General features: G+C 65.5%; 20 protein-coding genes. 6 read left to right on the top strand and 14 right to left on the bottom strand.

Features of this window, described 5'->3' with window-relative positions:
- The 6 genes from ACO055_RS05350 to ACO055_RS05325 all read right to left on the bottom strand — a co-directional run bounded on the left by ACO055_RS05350 (position 1) and on the right by ACO055_RS05325 (position 5,129).
- The gene (locus ACO055_RS05350; protein ID WP_422061557.1) at positions 1–960 is read right to left on the bottom strand and encodes an alpha/beta hydrolase; all 960 of its coding nucleotides are present in this window, start codon (positions 958–960) and stop codon (positions 1–3) included.
- A 14-nt stretch (positions 961–974) separates the two neighbouring features.
- Complete coding sequence (locus tag ACO055_RS05345) at positions 975–2,252, bottom strand: acyl-CoA dehydrogenase family protein (RefSeq protein ID WP_422061556.1); 1,278 nt, start codon at positions 2,250–2,252, stop codon at positions 975–977.
- Between the two features lie 15 nt (positions 2,253–2,267).
- Positions 2,268–3,335, bottom strand: a complete 1,068-nt coding sequence (locus ACO055_RS05340) for a phosphotransferase family protein (protein ID WP_422061555.1) — start codon at positions 3,333–3,335, stop codon at positions 2,268–2,270.
- Positions 3,332–3,790: a MarR family transcriptional regulator gene (locus ACO055_RS05335; RefSeq protein ID WP_422061554.1), complete on the bottom strand. Its 459-nt coding sequence runs from the start codon at positions 3,788–3,790 to the stop codon at positions 3,332–3,334. The genes ACO055_RS05340 and ACO055_RS05335 overlap by 4 nt, the downstream gene beginning before the upstream one ends.
- 63 nt (positions 3,791–3,853) lie before the next feature.
- Positions 3,854–4,276, bottom strand: a complete 423-nt coding sequence (locus tag ACO055_RS05330; RefSeq protein WP_422061553.1) for a nuclear transport factor 2 family protein — start codon at positions 4,274–4,276, stop codon at positions 3,854–3,856.
- On the bottom strand, positions 4,269–5,129 hold the full coding sequence (locus tag ACO055_RS05325) for an SMP-30/gluconolactonase/LRE family protein (protein ID WP_422061552.1): 861 nt from the start codon (positions 5,127–5,129) through the stop codon (positions 4,269–4,271). The genes ACO055_RS05330 and ACO055_RS05325 overlap by 8 nt, the downstream gene beginning before the upstream one ends.
- Positions 5,130–5,212: 83 nt before the next feature.
- Between ACO055_RS05325 and ACO055_RS05320 the strand changes: the two genes are divergently transcribed.
- The 5 genes from ACO055_RS05320 (at position 5,213) to ACO055_RS05300 (ending at position 9,848) form a co-directional block, all read left to right on the top strand.
- Positions 5,213–6,094: an SDR family NAD(P)-dependent oxidoreductase gene (locus tag ACO055_RS05320; protein WP_422061551.1), complete on the top strand. Its 882-nt coding sequence runs from the start codon at positions 5,213–5,215 to the stop codon at positions 6,092–6,094.
- Entirely contained in the window at positions 6,091–6,594 is a 504-nt protein-coding gene (locus ACO055_RS05315; RefSeq protein ID WP_422061550.1) for an SDR family oxidoreductase, read from the top strand. The genes ACO055_RS05320 and ACO055_RS05315 overlap by 4 nt, the downstream gene beginning before the upstream one ends.
- Positions 6,587–7,447 (top strand): SDR family NAD(P)-dependent oxidoreductase, encoded by an 861-nt coding sequence (locus tag ACO055_RS05310; RefSeq protein WP_422061549.1) that lies wholly within the window; start codon positions 6,587–6,589, stop codon positions 7,445–7,447. The genes ACO055_RS05315 and ACO055_RS05310 overlap by 8 nt, the downstream gene beginning before the upstream one ends.
- A 101-nt stretch (positions 7,448–7,548) precedes the next feature.
- On the top strand, positions 7,549–8,325 hold the full coding sequence (locus ACO055_RS05305; RefSeq protein WP_422061548.1) for a FadR/GntR family transcriptional regulator: 777 nt from the start codon (positions 7,549–7,551) through the stop codon (positions 8,323–8,325).
- The gene (locus tag ACO055_RS05300) at positions 8,322–9,848 is read left to right on the top strand and encodes an AMP-binding protein (protein WP_422061547.1); all 1,527 of its coding nucleotides are present in this window, start codon (positions 8,322–8,324) and stop codon (positions 9,846–9,848) included. Before ACO055_RS05305 ends, ACO055_RS05300 begins: the two co-directional genes overlap by 4 nt.
- Here ACO055_RS05300 and ACO055_RS05295 read toward each other — a convergent pair.
- The 3 genes from ACO055_RS05295 to ACO055_RS05285 are packed head-to-tail and all read right to left on the bottom strand — an operon-like array spanning position 9,806 to position 13,296.
- Positions 9,806–10,594: an SDR family oxidoreductase gene (locus ACO055_RS05295; RefSeq protein ID WP_422061546.1), complete on the bottom strand. Its 789-nt coding sequence runs from the start codon at positions 10,592–10,594 to the stop codon at positions 9,806–9,808. The two genes, ACO055_RS05300 and ACO055_RS05295, sit on opposite strands and share 43 nt — an antisense overlap.
- A 10-nt stretch (positions 10,595–10,604) precedes the next feature.
- Positions 10,605–12,083, bottom strand: a complete 1,479-nt coding sequence (locus tag ACO055_RS05290) for an aldehyde dehydrogenase family protein (RefSeq protein ID WP_422061545.1) — start codon at positions 12,081–12,083, stop codon at positions 10,605–10,607.
- A 22-nt stretch (positions 12,084–12,105) separates the two neighbouring features.
- On the bottom strand, positions 12,106–13,296 hold the full coding sequence (locus tag ACO055_RS05285; protein WP_422061544.1) for a cytochrome P450: 1,191 nt from the start codon (positions 13,294–13,296) through the stop codon (positions 12,106–12,108).
- A gap of 62 nt (positions 13,297–13,358) precedes the next feature.
- Here ACO055_RS05285 and ACO055_RS05280 point away from each other — a divergent pair, with 62 nt between their 5' ends.
- Positions 13,359–13,919 carry a TetR/AcrR family transcriptional regulator gene (locus ACO055_RS05280; protein ID WP_422061543.1) on the top strand — a complete coding sequence of 187 codons (561 nt, stop codon included), beginning with the start codon at positions 13,359–13,361 and terminating at the stop codon, positions 13,917–13,919.
- 5 nt (positions 13,920–13,924) lie between these two features.
- Here the strand turns inward: ACO055_RS05280 and ACO055_RS05275 are convergent, their stop codons facing one another.
- The 5 genes from ACO055_RS05275 to ACO055_RS05255 all read right to left on the bottom strand — a co-directional run bounded on the left by ACO055_RS05275 (position 13,925) and on the right by ACO055_RS05255 (position 18,535).
- Complete coding sequence (locus ACO055_RS05275) at positions 13,925–14,869, bottom strand: acyl-CoA dehydrogenase family protein (RefSeq protein WP_422061542.1); 945 nt, start codon at positions 14,867–14,869, stop codon at positions 13,925–13,927.
- A gap of 70 nt (positions 14,870–14,939) precedes the next feature.
- A complete protein-coding gene (locus ACO055_RS05270) occupies positions 14,940–16,091 on the bottom strand; it encodes an acyl-CoA dehydrogenase family protein (protein WP_422061541.1) in 1,152 nt (383 codons plus the stop codon).
- Positions 16,091–16,846 (bottom strand): enoyl-CoA hydratase/isomerase family protein, encoded by a 756-nt coding sequence (locus ACO055_RS05265; RefSeq protein ID WP_422061540.1) that lies wholly within the window; start codon positions 16,844–16,846, stop codon positions 16,091–16,093. The genes ACO055_RS05270 and ACO055_RS05265 overlap by 1 nt, the downstream gene beginning before the upstream one ends.
- On the bottom strand, positions 16,843–17,754 hold the full coding sequence (locus ACO055_RS05260) for an SDR family oxidoreductase (protein WP_422061539.1): 912 nt from the start codon (positions 17,752–17,754) through the stop codon (positions 16,843–16,845). Before ACO055_RS05260 ends, ACO055_RS05265 begins: the two co-directional genes overlap by 4 nt.
- 1 nt (position 17,755) lies before the next feature.
- Positions 17,756–18,535: an enoyl-CoA hydratase/isomerase family protein gene (locus ACO055_RS05255; protein WP_422061538.1), complete on the bottom strand. Its 780-nt coding sequence runs from the start codon at positions 18,533–18,535 to the stop codon at positions 17,756–17,758.
- Positions 18,536–18,612: the final 77 nt, after the last annotated feature.

The following is an 18,612-nucleotide window of genomic DNA, read 5'->3' as shown; positions in this document are numbered from 1 at the left end:
TCATTCTCCTGAAGGGGCGGTCATCGCTGCGGCGGCGGCCATCAACCCGGCGTTGCAGCGCTCGGAAATCGCGGCGCCGGGCACCGCGTTGAAGGCGTGGATGGCGCCGGCATAGCTGTGCAATTCGACGGTCACGCCCACTGCTGTCAGACGCCGCACATAGTCGAGATTTTCGTCGAAGAAGAGGTCGAGGCTGCCCGTCGCGATATAAGCGGGCGGCAGGTTCGCCAGATCGTCTGCCAAGCTCGGCGAGAACCACGCTTTCCGCGCATCGTCGGCCGCATAATTTCCGCGCAGTGCCTTCCAGCCGAACCGGTTGCTCGCGCGTGTCCAGATGAACTCGCCGGTGGTCGGGTTGCCGTAAGGACAGCCGTCGCTCCCCGTGCGATGATCGAGCATCGGATAGGTGAGGAGTTGGCCCGCGATCGCCGGTCCGCCAAGGTCTCGCGCCATGATCGCCAGCGCCGCCGCCAGGCCGCCGCCCGCGCTTTCACCCGCCACGACGATCCGGCTTCGGTCGAAACCAAGCGCTTCGGCCTGTCCTGCGAGCCACACCAGCGCCGAATGACAATCCTCCTGCGGCGCGGGGAAGGGGTGTTCGGGCGCCAGCCGATATTCGACCGACGCCACGGGGACCCCCGCCGCCATGGCGAGCGTCGCCGGGACGGACTGGATCTGCTGCGCCGATCCCATCACCATTCCGCCGCCATGGATATGCAGGATCGCGCCACCGCCCGGTTTCGGCTCGGGCGGGCGATAGAGGTAGATATCGATGTCCGGCCCGCCATGGGTCGACGGAGCTACCCGTTTTTCGGGCAGGATGGCCGGGGGCGGCATGAAAGCATAGGCTTGGCCCGCCTTTTCGCGAAGCTCGCCGATCGGTGCAGATTCGAGGTCAACCGGCGGGAACATGTCGAGCAGCGGCGCAATCTCGCGGTCGACGAGGTGGCGGGTGGTCATGGCATATCCTCCGTTCAGCTCTGCCGCGCCCGGATCGCCGCCAGCCGGGTCGGGATATGTTCGCTGGGAAACAGGCCCGTCGCCGGCTTCGCATTTTTGAGATAGGCTTTGGCGACCTGCACCTTGTGCACTTCGGTCGGCCCGTCAACCAGTGCAATCGCGGGTAGTCCCATCCACATGTCGGCGAGCGGCGTTTCCAGCGTCACGCCCAGGCTGCCGTGGAGTTGGATCGCGCGCTGGACGATGTCGTGATAGACTTTCGCCATCTGCACCTTGCACATCGCGATATGCGTGCGCGCGGCGCCATGTGGCTCGTTGTCGATGATCCAAGCGGTCTTCAGAACGAGCAGGCGGAATTGTTCGAGCTCGATGATCGAATCGGCGATCGCGCCCTGCACGAACTGATGCTCGCTGAGTTGCTTGCCCTGTGTGCGGCGTGAAACCGCGCGTTCGAGCATCATGTCGATCGCGCGCTGGCATTTGCCGACAGTGCGCATCGCGTGATGCACGCGCCCGCCGCCGAGCCGCGCCTGTGCGACCTTGAACCCCTCGCCGGGGCCGCCGAGCATCGCGTCCAGCGGCACGCGGACCTGGTTGTACCGGATATAGGCGTGGGTCCCGTCATCCTTGCCCTTGCTGTCGCCCATCGTCTGCGAATGACGGATGAACTCGACCCCTGCCGTGTCGGCGGGCACGATCAACATCGACATGCGGTTATAGGGCGGATTGTCTGGATCGGTAACGACCATGACGATCAGGAAGCTGGCGTAGCGCGCGTTCGACGAGAACCATTTCTCGCCTTCGATCACCCACTGGTCGCCATCCCGATACGCGCGGCAGGTGAATTCCTTGGGGTCGGCGCCGGCCTGCGGCTCGGTCATCGAAAAGGTCGACACGATCGTGCCGTCCATCAGCGGCTGCAGGTAACGCGCCTTCTGGTCGTCGGTACCAAACATCGCGAGGATCTCGGCGTTGCCGGTGTCGGGCGCGGCGGTGCCGAAGACGGTTGGCGCCCAATAGCTGCGGCCGAGGATTTCGTTCATCAGTGCAAGCGTCAGCTGGCCATGGCCCGGTCCGCCCAGTTCCTTGCCGAGGTGGCACGCCCACAGGCCCTGCGCCTTAACCTGCTTCTGGAGTGGTGCCATATAGGCGCGCGATTCCGTGTTCGCGACGTCATATGGTGCGCCGTGACCGGGAAAGAGCAGGTCCATCGGCTCGCATTCTTCGCGAACGAATTTTTCCATCCAGTCGAGCTTCGTCTGCAATTCGGATTCGATGCGGAAATCGATCATGATGTCGTCCTTGGCTTAGCCGATCAGGCGGATGAGTTTTTCGGCCTCGGCGAAATTGCCGCGCACCAGCCGGTCGAAAAAGCGCCCGGTTTCGGCGCTCAAAATGCCCTTTGCCGCCTGCGCGACCTTATATTCGAGGATGCAGCCGCCCTTGAACATCGCGAGGATCAGATAATAGTCGAAGCTCGCCATGCTGCGCCCGGTGCCTGCAGCATAATGTGCCATCAACTCTTGCCGCGTCGGCCAGTCGCCGACATTGTACAGCGCCTTTTCGGGGACGTGGCCGGGGAAACGATCGTCGCATATGCCGTTGCAGAACCAGGCAAGGTCGAGCAGCGGGTCGGCGATCGTCGACAGTTCCCAGTCGATCAGCGCGGTGAGCCGGCACGGCGGGTCGAAGGCGAACAGCGCGTTGGGCGTGCCGACGTCGCCATGGATGATGCCTGGCCGGAAATCGACGGGTTTGTTGGCGCGCAGCCAGTCGCGCGCCAGCCCAAATCCGGGCAGCTCGCGCCACTCGAAATCATAGAGCTGCTTGTAGCTCTTGATCTGGCCCTCCCAGCGGTCGACCTGGCGCTCGAGGAAATTGTCGGGGCGCCCGAAATCCTCAAGGCCCACAGCCTTGTAATCGACATTGGCCAGCGCGATCAGCCCGTCGACCATCGCGAACGGTACTTCGCGCGCATGCGGCGGCTTGTCGAAGGGTCGGCGGTCATAAATCCGCCCGTCGCGGAGGTCGGCGGGCCAGCCATCGACCAGATCCATGACATAGAAGGGGGCGCCGATCACATCGGGATCGGCGCAGCTCCCATGGCAGTAGGGATGCGGAACGGCGGTGCCGCGGAGGGCGGTCAGCACCCGCGCCTCGCGCATCACGCTTTTTTCGCTGCCCGGCGGGGGGACGGCGGGCGGGCGGCGCAGGATCAGCGTCCGGCCGCCGCGGTTGAGTGACAGGATGACGTTCGATGTCCCGCCATGGATGTTCGCAATCGCGAGCGGGCCGTCGCCGAGAGCCGGAATATGGGCGTCGAGCCAGGCTGTCAGCCGCTCGGGATCGGCCAGCGCCGCCACGTCGTCGCTCATGCCTCGCGCTCCCGCAAATAGGCTTCGATCTCGGTACGGATCGCGTGCATGCGGTCTGCAGCCTCTGCGAAAGCCGGACCCTCGATCCGCGTCATCACCGCGCGCGTTACCGCCTGCGCTCGCACATGGTCTGCGGCCTTCAACGTGCGTCCGGCCTTGGTTGCGACGATCAACGACGCGCGTTTGTGATCCGGATTTTCGGCAAAGGCGGCGAGCCCGAGTTCGGCGAGCCGGTTCGCGGCGCGCTGCACCACCTGCCGCGGATGGCCAAGGCTGCGCCCGATCTGTGCGACCGTCGGCGCCGTCGCGGCGTTCACCACTGCGGTCAAGACCGTCAGCTCCATCTCGGGCAGCCCGCTCTCGGCGCGGGTTTCGGTGAACAGCGCCCGCATCCGTCCACGCAGCCGCGCGACTTCGTCGGCGAATCGTTCGAAATCGGTGAAGCGCTCGGACATGGCACGTTGATGTCAAATTGACACAAAAGTGTCAATTGTTCGATTTGCCGATGACAGAGGCGGCTATCGCGACGTCATCCGATCGAACAGCGATCCCTCCGCCTGCCAGTCGATCCGCACCCGCCTATGCCCAAAGCGCCAGCCGTGATCGGTGCGCACCAGCCGGTCGTCATAGGTGCCGCTATGGTCGGGTCCGAAATTGCTGTGCACCGTGAAATAGCTGCGCGCGGTCGCCCCATCGCCCTCGACCGCGATGAGCGGGTTGGTGATATGGTGGCGGACAAAGGTCAGCCGCTCGTCGCGTGTCCCCGACGACAGCGCGGCCTTGATCGCAGCAGGCCCTTGCGGTGCCTTGCCGGGATATTCGAGCACGCCGTCGTCAGCGAAACAGGCGGTCATCTCGTCGAGCCGCCCGCGATCGCCATTGTAGGTATAGCGCGCGAGCAGGTCGCGGATCGCGTCGCGATCGGTCGCCAGATCAGCCATGATAGTGAAGCTCCAGTCCAGGTTCGTCCCACCGTGTTTTCATCAGCCGACCCGTGGTCGACAAGGTTATATAGGCGTCGCGCATGTCGGCGCCGCCAAAGGCGAGGTTGGTGACATACCGCTCATCGGCAATGTCGAACTTGCTGACCCTGCCGCCGGGCGTGATCGTCGAAATGCCGCCGGCATAGAGCGTCGCGACGCAGATATTGCCCGCCGCCGTCACCGCGAGGCTGTCGAATCCTACGGGCCCCGGCGCACTGGCCACCCAGACCGGACGTTGTGCCTCGACCTTGCGGTCGTAGCGCCATAGCCGTGCCTGATGGGTGTCGGCGACATAGACATGCTCGCCACCGGGCGACAGGCCGACGCCGTTGTACGACACGGCATGGCGGTTGATCGCGGTAATCGCCGATCCGTCGGGCAGCGCTGCGAACAATCCGCTCGCCGTGCGAATGCCGTCGTGCGTTTTGCCCAGATCGGTGAACCACATCCGTCCGTCGGCGTCGAAGACGATGTCGTTTGGCGCCTCGAGCGCAATCCCGTCGCAGCGATCATAGACGCGCTCGACCTTGCGGGTCGAAAGGTCGATGCGCTCGATGCGCCCCTCGTGGCCGGGCCCGCGCGCATTCTGGAATTTGACCGGGTCGAGCCCGCCATTGTTGCACACATAAAGCGCGCCATCGGGGCCGATGGCCGCGCCATTGGGGCCGCCGCCGACCTCGCACACCGTCTCGGTTCGCCCGTTCCAGCAACGCGTGATGCGCCCGGCCGTCATTTCGACGATGATCACCGATCCGTCGGCCATGACCACGGGCCCTTCGGGAAAGGCCAGGCCCTCCGCGACGATTTCCATCGATCCGATCCTGTATAACCTAGTTATGTATGTCTTGACACGCGGCGGGGTAGCGCGCAACCCTTGGCGCCGGGAGAGACGCCTTGCCGGTACCGCAGCATCACATCGTGGCGACGCCGCCACCCTTTGACCGTCCGCCCTATCCGGCGGACATTTTCGCGGGGCAGACCGTTCTGGTTACCGGCGGCGGGTCGGGAATGGGGCTGGCGATGGCAAAGGCGTTTGCCCAGGGCGGGGCGCAGGTCGCCGTGATGGGACGCAGCCTCGAACGCGCCGAGGAAGGCGCGGCACAAATCGCCGCGCTGGGCGTTCGCGCCCATGCGATGAGCTGCGACGTCCGGCTGCCCGATGCGGTGGCCGCCGCCTTTGACGAAGCCGAAGCCGCGCTCGGTCCGATCAGCCTGCTGGCGAACAACGCGGGCGCGAACTTTCCCGTCCTCGCGGAGAATATCTCGCCGAACGCCTGGAACGCGGTCACCCGCATCGCGATCGACGGCACCTTTCTCTGCTCGGCGGAATTTGCCCGCCGCCGTATCGCGCGCGGGCAGGGCGGGGCGATCGTCAACAACAGCGCGCAATATATCTGGACGGGCTTTCCCGGCGACGCGCACAGTGCCGCGGCGAAGACCGCACAGGCGACGATGACGAAAAAGCTCGCTGCCGACTGGGCGCCATTCGGTATCCGCGTCAACGCGATCGCCGCCGGCTTCTTTCCGCACGAAGGGTCGGTCTCGGGTCAGCGCGAAGGCGGAACCGAGCCGCTGCAGAACATGATTCCGGCGGGCCGGACAGGCAGCATCTGGGAATTCGGCTGGCTGTCGGCGATGACCTGCACGCCGCTGTTCGGGGACATGACGGGGCAGGTGATCGTTCAGGATGGTGGCGAAAGCCTCCGCCGCTCGCTGATGATGCCCGACTTCGTCCCGCCGCGCGAACGCGCCGATGGGCCGTGGGGGTGGCAATGAGCGGCTGGCTGACAGGAAAAAATGTGTGCATCGAGGGCGCCGGCCCGGCGATCGCAGCAGCGCTTACGGCGCAGGGTGCCGCGCTTGTCGAAGGCGATGCCTGTGACATCTGGGTCCATATCGCGCCGCCCACCATGGCCAAACCGGCGCATGAGCTGAGCCACGACGAATGGCGCGCCAGCCTGGCCGCCGGTCTCGACCGCCGGTTCCTTGGTGCCAAGGCGTTTGCTGACGCATGCCGCACGCGCGGGAAGGGCGGCGCGGTGCTGTTCGTCGGAGCGCCCGAACAGGCGCTCGGCGCCGATCAGGCCGCGGCCGCGGGCGCGCTGGGCAATCTGACCAAAACGCTCGGCGTCGAATGGGCGCGCGACGGCATTCGGGTGAACAGCATCCTGACCCGCGATGCGGGCCAGACGCTCGGCAATCTCGCCGCCTATCTGGTCAGCGACTATGCGGCCTATGTCACTGGCGCGGTGATGGGGATCGACCTCGATGACTGACCGCTCGCGTCTGAACGGGCAGGCGGCGTTCGTCACCGGCGGTGGCGGCGGCATCGGGCGCGCCATTGCGATCCGCCTTGCCGAAGCGGGGGCGGACGTCGCGATCTTCGACATTTTTCCCGAGCGTGCCGAAGAAGCGGCCGCGCGCGTGCGCGACGCCGGGCGACAGGCGCTGCCAATCGCTGGCGATGTGATGGACAGCGATGCCTTGCGTGCCGCCATCGACGCCGCCGCGACGACATTCGGTCGCCTCGATATCCTCGCCAACAACGCTGGTGGCGTATCTGCACGACCCTTCCTCGATCAGAGCGAGCGCAGCATGCGCAAGCATATCGACATCAACCTGATGTCGATGCTTGTGGCGACCCAGGCGGCGGCAAAGCATATGGTTGCGGGCGGGCGCGGCGGTGCGATCATCAACGTCGCGAGCATCGAGGCCAGTCGAGCGGCGCCGAATTTTGCGGTCTATGCGGCGTGCAAGGCGGGGATGCTCAGCTTTACCAAGTCGATGGCCGTCGAATTCGCGGAGCATGGTATCCGCGTCAACTGCATCGCACCCGACCATACGATTACGCCCGGCAATCAGGGGAATCGCGCAGGTCCGGTCGATCCGGCGGCGTGGAAGCGGCGCAGCGACGAAGAGGTTGACGCGATGAACCGGCTGATCCCTCTGGGACGCGAGGGTGTCGACATGGAATGCGGCGACGCCGCGGTCTTTCTAGCGAGCGCGATGTCCGCCTATATCACCGGTGTGCTGCTGCCTGTAGATGGAGGGACCTGGGCTTCGTCGGGCTGGGTGCGCGGACGCGATCACCGGTGGACGCTGAACGAAGGGCTGGCTTTTGGCGCTTGAGCGACAGGTTCGGTGCCCGGCATTGCGAATTTGTGCAGGGCGCCATAATGACGCAGCAAGGAAACTCCTGATTTGACGGGTTTGGCAAAGGGGCAGGTGCATTGCAGAGCGACAGGGACAACGGGCGGATTCGGGTTCCCAAGACGTCTGAACTGGTAGCGGACCAGATCCGCGCGCAGATCGTCCGGGGTGAGCTCACCGAAGGTGACTCGCTGCCGCCCGAAGGCGTGCTCATGAACACGCTCGGGGTGTCGCGCCCGACCCTGCGCGAAGCCTTTCGCATCCTGGAAGCCGAAAGCCTGATCAGCGTCGTGCGCGGGTCGCGGAGCGGCGCACGGGTGCATCAGCCCTCGGTCGAACTGGTGTCGCGCTATGCCGGCTATCTGCTCGAAGCCGAAGGAACGACGATCGCCGATCTCTATGCCGCGCGGCTCGCGATCGAGCCGACCGTGGTGCGCTGGCTTGCGACGGCCAGCGGCAAGACGCCGGGGATGAAGCGGCTCAAACAAACGCTCGCCGATCTCGACGATATGCTCAAGAATGAGCAGTACGACGATTTCATCGACAATATCTCGCACTTCCACCAGACGCTCGTCGAAGCGACCGGGAACAAGACGCTCAGCCTGATGAATCGCATGTTGCTGAACCTCGGGCGCACGCATCAGAATGATTATCAGCGCCGCCATCCGCGCTCGACCGAAGACCGGCTGAAAAGCTTTCGCGCCGGCTTCAAATCCTATGACAAGCTGATCGCGATGATAGAGGCAGGCGATGTCGAAGGCGCCGTTGCGCATTGGCGGCTCCACCTGCGCAATGCCAACGACACCTGGGCGGCGCGCGGCGAGGGCGAGCGGATCGTCGACTCCCTGCACGGATGAATTTTATCGAGGCGATCATCGCCGCGGCGGCGCGGGCGCCGGACGCGCCGCTGACCATCGCCTCGGAACAGCTGCCGTGCACAACCACCCTGGGCGAAGTCGTCGCGGCCGGGCGACGCATGGGCACGCGAATGACCGCGGGCGGCTTTCAGCGCGGCGACATCGTCGCGTGCATGCTCGCCAACTGGCGCGAATGGCTGGTCGTCGCCGTCGCCGCAGCGCAGGCCGGTGCGGTGATGCTTCCCGTCGTCACCATCTATGGCGCGAAGGAACTTGGCTTCATCCTGCGCCAGTCGGGCGCCAAATGGCTGTTCACTCCTGACCGCTTCCGCAATGCCGATTATGTTCGGGTGGTCGCCGATTGCGGCGACCTGCCGGCGCTCGATCGCCATATCGCCATCGGCCCCGATTTCGACGCGCTGGAGGCCGACGGGCCAATCGGCGATCCGGTGGCGGTCGACGCGAACGATCTGGCGTTGCTGGTCTATACCTCGGGCACCACCGCCGATCCCAAGGGCGTGATGCACTCGGCGCGCGGCTTCATCGCCGAGATGGAAACGATGCGAGCGATGCGCAGCGGCAGCGACGATGATGCGGTCATCTCGCCCTGGCCCCCCGGCCATGTCGCGGGCGCTCTGTCGATGTACCGCTTCCTCTGTCAGGGCGTGCCGCTGATCCTGATGGACCAGTGGGACGCGACGCTCGCGGCGCAGCTCATCGATCGGCACAAGGTCACCTCCTCATCGGGCACGCCGTTCCACCTTTCGGGAATGATTGCCGCCGCCGACGCGCACGGCTTTGACCTGAGGTCGCTCCGCCAATATCTGGTCGGCGCCGCGCCCGTGCCGCCGTCGCTGATCGAACGCTGTCAGGCGCAAGGCCTTGCGGTCTATCATTGCTATGGATCGAGCGAGCATCCGACAGTGACGTCGGGGGTTGTGGAAGACCCGATCGACAAGCAACTCCACACCGAAGGCCGCGCCATCGCCGGGTCGGAGATGCGCTTCGTCGATGACGACGGCAACGACGTGCCCGGCGGCGAAGACGGCGAAATCTGCACCCGCGGCCCCGAATTGTTCATGGGCTATCTGGACCCGGCGCTCGACGAAGCCGCGTTCCTTCCGGGCGGCTGGTACCGCACCGGCGACATCGGCCGCCTCGACGAAGCCGGCTATCTGCTCATCACCGACCGCAAGAAGGATATCATCATCCGCGGCGGCGAAAATATCTCGTCGAAGGAGGTCGAGGCGGTGCTGCTGACGCATCCGGCGATCGCCGATGCCGCCGCCGTCGCTGCGCCCGACGACCGGATGGGCGAAGTGGTGCGTGCGTGCGTCGTGCTGGCCCCGGGGGCGTCGCTGACGCTCGACGCGGTGCGCGGTCATTTTGTCGCCGCGGGCATCGCGAAACAGAAAACGCCCGAGCGGCTGACCATCCTGCCCGAACTGCCGCGGAATGCGTCGGGCAAGATCCTGAAGCATCAGTTGCGCATGATGAATCCGCCGTCGACGTTGAGCGCCTGACCGGTAATCCAGTCGCCCGCGGGCGAGCACAGCAAGAGCAGCGCGCCGACCAGATCCTGCGGCTCGCCGCGCGGCTGTTTCACCACCCGCGCCATCGCCGCCTGTACGAAAGGGCTCTCCTCCGGCGTCAGCGCCTTGCCTGCGTCGGACATGGTCATCCCCGGCGCGATCGCGTTGACGTTGACATTCATCCGCCCGAGTTCGGTCGCCAGCGTCGTGGTCAGCCCCAGCAGCGCGACCTTGCTGATCCCATAGGTCGTTTGCGCCGGGAACCCGCCCGCCGACAGCTGGTTGACGATCTTGCCGCCGCCGCGCGCCTGGAACAACGGCACCGCTGCCTTTGAACAGATAAGCGCGCCGGTCAGGTTGACCCGCATCAGCTTGTCGAAATCGGCGATGCTCGTCTGGATCGCCGGTGTCCCCACCGCTTCGACCATCAGCGCCGCATTGTTGACGAGAATGTCGAGCCCGCCGAACGCCGCCACCGTCGCCTCCATCATCGCCGCGACCGAGGCCTCGTCGGCAATATCGACCTGCACCGCAAGCGCCTGGCCGCCCGCCGCTGCAATCTCGCCCGCGACGCGCTCGGCGCCGTCCTTGTCGAGGTCCGCGACGACGACGATCGCGCCCGCATTCGCGAGTCCGACCGCATAGGCGCGCCCGATGCTGTTGCCGCGCCCGCCCGCACCGGTGACGATTGCCACCTTGCCGTCGAGGCGGAACTGGTCGTTGGTAAAGTCGGCCATGTTCAGCTCCTCACTTGGGAAAGATCGGCGCGCCGACGCCGATGGTCACGGTCTTGTAATGCAGGAACTCGTCGATCCCCGCCTTGCCCCCTTCCTTGCCGAAGCCCGAAATCCCGACGCCGCCGAAGGGCGTGTGCGGATTGATCTGGAACCCGCCATTGTTATAGACGCCGCCCGCGTTGAGCCGTTCGGACAGCCGGTGGACGCGCTGCAGATCGTTCGACTGGATATAGGCGGCAAGGCCATATTCGCTGTTGTTGGCGATCGCGACCGCTTCATCCTCGGTGTGGAATTTGATCACGACCACCGCGGGACCAAAGATTTCGACCTGGCTGATTTCATGATCGGGATCGGCATCGACGATCAACGTCGGCTCGATGAAATTGCCCTCGGCCAGGTCGCCGCCACAGCGCCCGCCGCCGAGCAGAAAGGTCGCTGCCCCGTCGGCCTTGGCGCGATCGAACATGCCGGTGATGCGATCGACCGCGGCCTTGTTGATCACCGGCCCGACCGCGACGGTCGGATCCATCGGATCGCCGACCTTGAACTGGCCGATGATCGCTTTCAGCCGGGCGACGAAATCGTCATAGATATCGGCGTGGACGAGCTGGCGGGTGGGGAGGGCACAGCCCTGTCCCGACAGGCAGCCGACGGTCCAGAACACCGCGCGCTCGGCGGCCGCCTGCACATCGCAATCGGGGAAGACGAGGCTGGCCGACTTGCCGCCCAGCTCCATCACGCTCGGTTTGATCTCTTCGGCGCAGGCGGCGAGGATCTTGCGCGCGGTGATCGGCCCGCCGGTGAAGCTGATCTTGCGGACCTTCTTGTGGCGTACTATCGCATCGCCCGCCTCGGCGGTGCCGGGCAGGATCGACAGCACGCCGTCGGGAACGCCGGCCTGCGTGCACAGTTGCGCGAACAGTTCGGGCGCGAAGGGCGTGATCTCGGCGGGCTTGCAGATCACGCAATTGCCCGCGGCAAGGGCGGCCGCGACCTTCATGCCCAGCGATATCAGCGGTCCGTTCCAGGTGATGATGATGCCGACGATGCCGATCGGCTCCGGGACGGTATAGCTCAGCTCACCGCGCGTATCGAAGGTGCTGATCAGCTCGCCCGACATCTTGTCGCACCAGCCGGCATAATAGCGCGTCCAGCCGACTGCGGTGTCGACCCCGCGTTCGCCGACCATCAACGTCGTGCCGCCGTCGAGCGCCGCCATGTGCGCCAGCTCGGTCTTGTTCGCCTCGAGCAGGTCGGCGAGGCGGTTCAGGATGTCGCGCCGCGTTTCGGGCGGCGTGCGGCGCCAATCTTCGCGCACGCTCTCGGCCTTGGCGACCGCTTCCTCGACTTCCTTTGCCCCGGCGAGCGGAATGTCCGCCTGCGTCACTTGCGTCACGGGGTGCAGGTGCGGGTGCGTCCCGCCACTGCCGCTGCTGCGTTGTTCGTGCCCCAGATGCAGGTGAACTGCGGGTGCTGCGCTGGCCATCATATTCTCTCCCGATTGAATGTGTTCAGGCGTCCCACGCCAGATGCAGATGCTCGAGCGCCATCACGCTGCCGCCGCGGCATGTCTCGTCGCCTTTGGTGACCTGACGGAAATGGCCGACGCGGCTGAACCAGGCGCGATAGAAGACGATCAGCTCCATGCGCGCGAGGTGCAGCCCGAGGCAGGTGTGGATGCCCGAGCCAAAGGCGGCGTGGCGATAGAATTGGCGTTCGACCGACACCGTCTTGGGATCTTCGGTCAACCCCTCGTCCCAGCCGACGAGCGGCAGCGGCGCGAGGATGCAGTCACCGGCGTGCAGCTGTGCCCCGGCGAGCTCGGTATCCTGCGTGACATAGCGCGGCGTCGCGACGAAGGCATAGCGGCGCAGCAATTCCTCGACCATGTCGGGGATCACTGTGGGATCGTCGATCGCGCGCTGCCGCAGGGCCGTGTCATGCGCGAGGTGGCGCATGCCGAAGCTCATCGCATTGGTCACGGTGTCGAGCCCCGCGAGGAACATCAGGAAGCCGATCGACATCAATTCCTCGAACGTGACCCGGCGTCCGTCGACTTCGCTTACGACGATCCTGGAAATCATGTCGTCGCGCGGCTCGGCCATGCGCTGCTGGATCAGTTCGGCCAGATGGCCGACGATCGCCTGCGCCAGATTGTTGCGGTTCTCGTTGCTGGCCTGCGAATGGAAAAAGCCGGTGACGAGGCGGCGGAACTCCTCGAACTTTTCCATCGGAAAGCCGAACAATTCCATGAACACCGCGACGGGCAGCCGCGACCCGATCGCTTCGACGAAATCGCACTCGCCCTTGCCGATGACGTCGTCGAGCAACTGGTCGGTCCACGCCGACACCCGCGGTTCCAGCGGCTCGATCGCTTTCGATTCGAAGAAGGGGCGCAGCATCTGGCGATACGGCCGGTGCTCGGGCGGATCGAGCATTTCGGGGATCATCCTGGGCTGGTCGGGATTGGGCGGAATCGACAGATAGCGGCTGGAGAAGATGTCGGGATGCCGCACGACATGCTGCACCGCGGCGCCCGTGTTGCACACCCAATGTCCGCCATGCGCGCTGGTCCAGAAGACGGGCGGCGCCGTGTCCTTCAGCTCCCAATAGCGGGCGTGGCAATCCACGATCAGCGCCGGGTCGGCGATATAATCGAATTCATAGACCGGCGAACGCGCCGGCCCCTGCGACTCGGTCATTTTCTCTCTCCCATTGACGTAAGTAAACGAGCGTTTACATAAGGAGTCAACGGGGAGATGTGATGCCGACGACAATGGAATTGCCCGCGCGCGATGCCGACCGCACCAAAGCGGCAATCCTGTTTGCTGCGCAGCAAATTTTCGCCGCGAAGGGCTTTGCCGAGGCGGGGGTGCGCGACATCACCGCGCTCGCGGGGGTCAACCCGTCGCTCGTGAGCCGCTATTTCGGCGGCAAGCTGAAATTGTTCGAGGCGGCGCTCGATGCGGCGCTCAACACGCGGCTGATGACCGATCTGCCCAAGGAGGATTTCGGCCGGATGATCGTCGCGCGCTTCGCCGACGAAGACGACCGCGTCAGCCCGCTGCCGATGATGTTCAGCGCCGCGTCCGACCGCGAGGCGCGGGCTGTTGCACAAAGATTGCTGCGCGAGCGCGTGTTCGCACCGCTCACCCGGTGGTTCGGCGGCGAGAGCGCCGACGTGAAGGCGGCGCGCTTCATGATGGTCTCGCTTGGCTTCTTCGCCTATCGCGACCAGCTCCCGCTCGCCGAATTCGCGGGCCGCGTCGAACCGCGGTTGCGCCAATGGCTGGAGCGCGAGTTCCAGGCCATCGTCGACGACTGACATCGTCAATCGAGCAGCAGCGCTGCGTCGGCGGGTGCGATGAACTGCAACAAATGTGCGCGCTTCAGGCACAGGTGCGGCGCCGCCTCGTCGGTCATGCCGATGCCGCCATGGACCTGGATATTGGCGCGGCCGTTGTCGAGCGCCGCCTGATCGGCCAGGCGTTTTGCGGCGGTCACATGAAAAGCCGCATCCGCAGTATTTTCATCGAGCGCGCACGCCGCGTAATACAGCTGCGACCGCGCCACCGCCGTGCGGACCGCCATGTCCGAACAGATATGCTTGAGCGCCTGGAACCAGCCGATGGGCCGGTCGAACTGCTCGCGCAACCGTGCGTAATCCGCCGCCATGTCGCGCGCCGCATCGGCGCAGCCGACGGCATAGGCTGCGGCCAACAGCTGCAGATGAAGGGGAGGGCGGGGGTCGTCTTCGGTCCACACCGCAGTGGTCGTCCACTCTTGCCGGCTCTGCACGGTCGACAGATCGATCGTCGGACTATGCTCGGTGTCGTGCCGCTGTCCGGTCGTCTGGTCGGTGAAGCTGTCGGGGATATCGAACACGCGCACCGTTCCGGGTTGCAGCATCAGGACCGCCGCCGAATCCACCGGGTCGAGCACGCGCATCGGACCCGGTTCGCCGCTCGTCAGCGCCAGCGCGACCTTGCCGTCGAACGGATCGTCGAACCAGCGGTTCGCGACTGCCGAGGACAGCAGTCCGATCGGCGCAAGAAAGCGCCCGAGTTCGGCGAACACCAACGCCTCGGTCGCATGGTCGAGCGCAAGCCCGCCATTGGCCTCGGGCGCGGTAAGGCGCGGCAGGCCCATGGATTCGAGCTGGTCCCATAAACCTGCGGCGCGGTCGCGCGCTTTATCCAGCGGCATATGATCGCGGCACCATTCGGCGGTCGCGGTCTGGAAGGCGATCTGATCGTCGTTGGCGGTCAGGTCCATCGCATGGTCCTCGCTTCTGGCGTTGCCTCTGGGGCCCGGCCGGCGCCGGCGCGCGATGCCCGCTGCGCGCTCATCGCGACTTCGGCAGGCCGAGCAACCGCTCGCCGATGATGTCGCGCTGGATCTGCGCCGTGCCGCCGGCGATCGTCGCGGCAAAGCCGCGCAGATAATCCTGCACGCCATTGTCGTCGCCATAGACGAAGTCGATCATGTCCTCGCCCATCAGCAGCACCGCCATCCGTTCGAGCCGCTGGCCGAGTTCGGACGTGAACAGCCGGATCACCGACGCCTCCGGCCCGGGCTGTCCGGTGCGCACGACCTCCGAGATATTGCGATAGGTCATCGCGCGGAGCGCGGCGACCTCGGCGCGCATCTGCGCAAGCTGGTCGGCGATGCGGTCGTCCTTGATCATGCCGTTGGCGCGCGCGGTCGCGATCAGCTCGGCGATTTCTTGCCCCGCCTTGACCTGGTCGGCGATGAAACCCGTGCCGCGCTCGAAGCTGAGCGTCGACATCGCGACCGCCCATCCATTGCCGAGTCCGCCGACGACATTGGCGAGCGGGATGCGGACGTCGTCGTAAAAGACTTCGGCGAACTCGGTCTGCCCCGACATCTTCCTGATCGGCCGGATCGTGATCCCCGGCGCGTGCATGTCGCAGATCGCCCAGCTCAGCCCCTTGTGCCGTGTCGACCCTTCCTCTGTCCGCAGCACGAGCTCCTGCCAGTCGGCGACGTGTGCAAAGCTCGTCCAGATCTTCGACCCGTTGACGACCAGCTCGTCGCCCTCGATGCGCCCGCGCGTCTTGATCCCCGCCAGGTCGGATCCAGCGCCGGGCTCCGAAAACCCCTGGCACCAGATCGCTTCGCCCTTCAGGATACGCGGCAGGTGGTACGCCTTCTGCTCTTCGCTCGCGTTGAGGATCAGCGTCGGGCCGCCATGGTTCACCCCGACGAAATTGGCGCCGATCCACGGTGCGCGGGCTGCGGCATATTCCTCGAGCCAGATGACCTGCTCGACGATCGACAGCCCGCGCCCGCCATAGTCGCGCGACCAGTTGATCCCGGCCCACCCCGCATCGAACAGCCGTCGCTGCCATGCCTTGTCGAACCCGATCGCGTCGGCGGCGTCGAGCGGGCGTTTTTCGCCGGACACATTGGCATGCAGCCAGTCGCGGCACTCCTCGCGAAAGTGCGTCTCTTCGGGGGAGAAGCCGATGTCCATCAGTCGGCCTCACGCGCGGCGGCGATCGGTTCGCCTTTCTTGCGCATCGCCGGATCGAACCCTGCATTGCGCATCAGTTCGTGGTTCAGGCCGGCGCCGATCGCCATCCCGTCGGTGTCATAGATCAGCCGTTTGTTCTCGGCATTGCTGTGGCGGCTGTTGCCCAGAATCAGCGCCGCCAGTTCGGCGACCTTGCCGTCGAGCGCATCGTCGGCAACGCAATAGTTGGCCAGCCCCATCGCCGCCGCGTCCTCGCCGGAACAGGGCTGGCACGTCAGCATCATTTCCAGCGCCTTCGCCTGCCCGACGCGACGCGGCAATCGCTGCGACAGCCCCCAGCCGGGGACGAGCCCCCATTTGCCATGCGTGTCGGCAAAACGTGCGCTTTCGCCGCAGACGATGAGATCGGCCGCAAGTGCCAGTTCGAGGCCGCCGGTGTAGCAGGTGCCGCGAATCTTCGCGATCACCGGCTGGCGCAATTTGGTCAGCTTTTCGACGATCAGCATCTCTTGCCGCAGCCAGCCCAGTGCATCGGCATGCGGCGCAGATTTCAGGTCGTGCCCTGCACAGAAATGCTCTCCTGCGCCGGTGATTACGACCAGCCCGGCGTCACCGACGCCTTCCTCGATATCCCGGACATGCGCGCGAAATTCGCGGAACAGCTCGCGATTGATCGCGTTGCGCTTTTCAGGTCGGTTGAGCGTCAGCGTGCACACGCCGCCCGCATCTTCGCGCAGGACCAGGGCGTCGCTCATGCCTTGTCTCCACGCGATTTGGCGATCGCGGCAGCGGCGGTCCCGCTCTCTCTCGCGCGCTTTCCGAACTGCTCGCGGATCGGCACGAACTCGGGCATCACCAGGCTGCGCCGCAGCCAGTTCGCGGCATCGACGACCAAGGTATGGCCGCTGATGTAGCTCGCATAGGGCGAGCAGAGGAAGGTCGCGGCCCAGCCCAGCTCGCGCACTTCGCCGACGCGCATCCCCGGGATCGTATTGTCGCCGCGCTCGCCGACGCGGTGGCGCGTCATATGATCGGGCAGGTCGTCGTGCGGGAAGCGTCCGGGGGCGATGCAATTGACGCGAATGCCATCAGGAGCCCATTCGACCGCGAGGCTCTGCGTCAGATTGGTGACGCCTGCTTTCGCCGCCGCCGAATGCGAGGTGCCTGGCCCGCCGGTCCAGCTGTAGGTTGCGCCGATGTTTAGGATCGCCCCCGGCAATCCGGCAGCGAGCCGCCGGATCGCGAATTCGCGGCTGCAATTATAGGTGCCGCCCAGCACGATATCGACGACGGTGCGAAATCCGTTCGGGGTAATTTCCTCCGCAGGCGCCGGAAAATTGCCCGCGGCATTGTTGATCAGCACGTCGACCGGACCCAGCGTGGCCTCGATTTCGTCGAAGGCAGCGGCAATGGCTTCAGGATCGCGCACGTCGCAGGCGACCGCAATCGCTTCCGCCCCGACTTCGCGGATGGCGGCGAGCCCGGCCGCCAAATGCTCGGGCTTGCGGCTGAGCACTGCGATCTTTGCGCCGAGCCGCGCGAACTCGACCGCCATTCCCTTGCCAAGCCCGGTGCCGCCGCCGGTTACGGCGACGACCTGTCCGTCATAGGTTCCGTCGGGCAAGGCTTTCGCGCCGAGCGGCGGCGGGGAAGGGAGCGCCATCCTATTTGCCTTTATAGTTGGGCGCGCGCTTTTCGCGGATCGCGGCGCGGGCTTCCTGATAGTCTTCGGTCTTGAAGAGATAGCTTTGCGCATAGAGCTCGGCGCGCGTGCCGGTGCGGATTGTCGCGCCGTGCATCAGGTTGATCATTTCCTTCGCCAGCGCGAGGTTGATCGGTGGCTTTGCGGCGATGTCGTGCGCGATCTCCAGCGCCCTGGCGTCGAGTGCGTCGGGTTCGACGACGAAATCGACCGCGCCCCATTCGAGCGCGGTCGCAGCGTCGATTCTCTGCCCCGTCATCACCATATATTTCGTCCGCGACGGCCCGATCAGCGACGTCATCATCTGCGTGCCGCCGGTGTCGGGGAGGACGCCATAGAGTATCTCGGGCAACGCCATTTTCAGCGTCGTGTCGCTGACACGCATATCGGCGGCGAGCGCGAGTTCGCACCCGCCGCCGATCGCGCCCCCCTTGAGTGCGGCAATGATCGGCTTCGTCGATTCCTGCATCCGCAGGCGCCCTTCCTGGTGACGGCGTACGAAGTGAAAATCGCTTTCGTCGCGAGCCCGATGCCCCAGCACATTGGTGTCGCGACCCGAGCAGAAACTCTTGCCGGTTGCGCGGATCAGGATCGCGCTCGACTCGGTCTCGTCGAGCGCCTCGCCGATGCGTTGCTGGAACAGCGCCGACATGCCGTCGTCCATCGCATTGTGCCGGTCGGGCCGGTTCAGCGTGATGATGCGCAAGGCGCCTTGACGCTCGCTCAGGATCAGTTCCGACACGCTCCGCTCCCATCATCTTTGGAATAAGGCTTGCACCAGTTATATAACTAAGTCAATTATGTCGCAACGACACGAGG

The sequence above is a fragment of the Sphingopyxis sp. genome, from assembly GCF_965227415.1.
In the GTDB taxonomy this organism is placed as follows: Bacteria; Pseudomonadota; Alphaproteobacteria; order Sphingomonadales; family Sphingomonadaceae; genus Sphingopyxis.
Note: the sequence above shows the minus strand (reverse complement) of the source record. Positions and strands in the feature narration are given on the sequence as shown.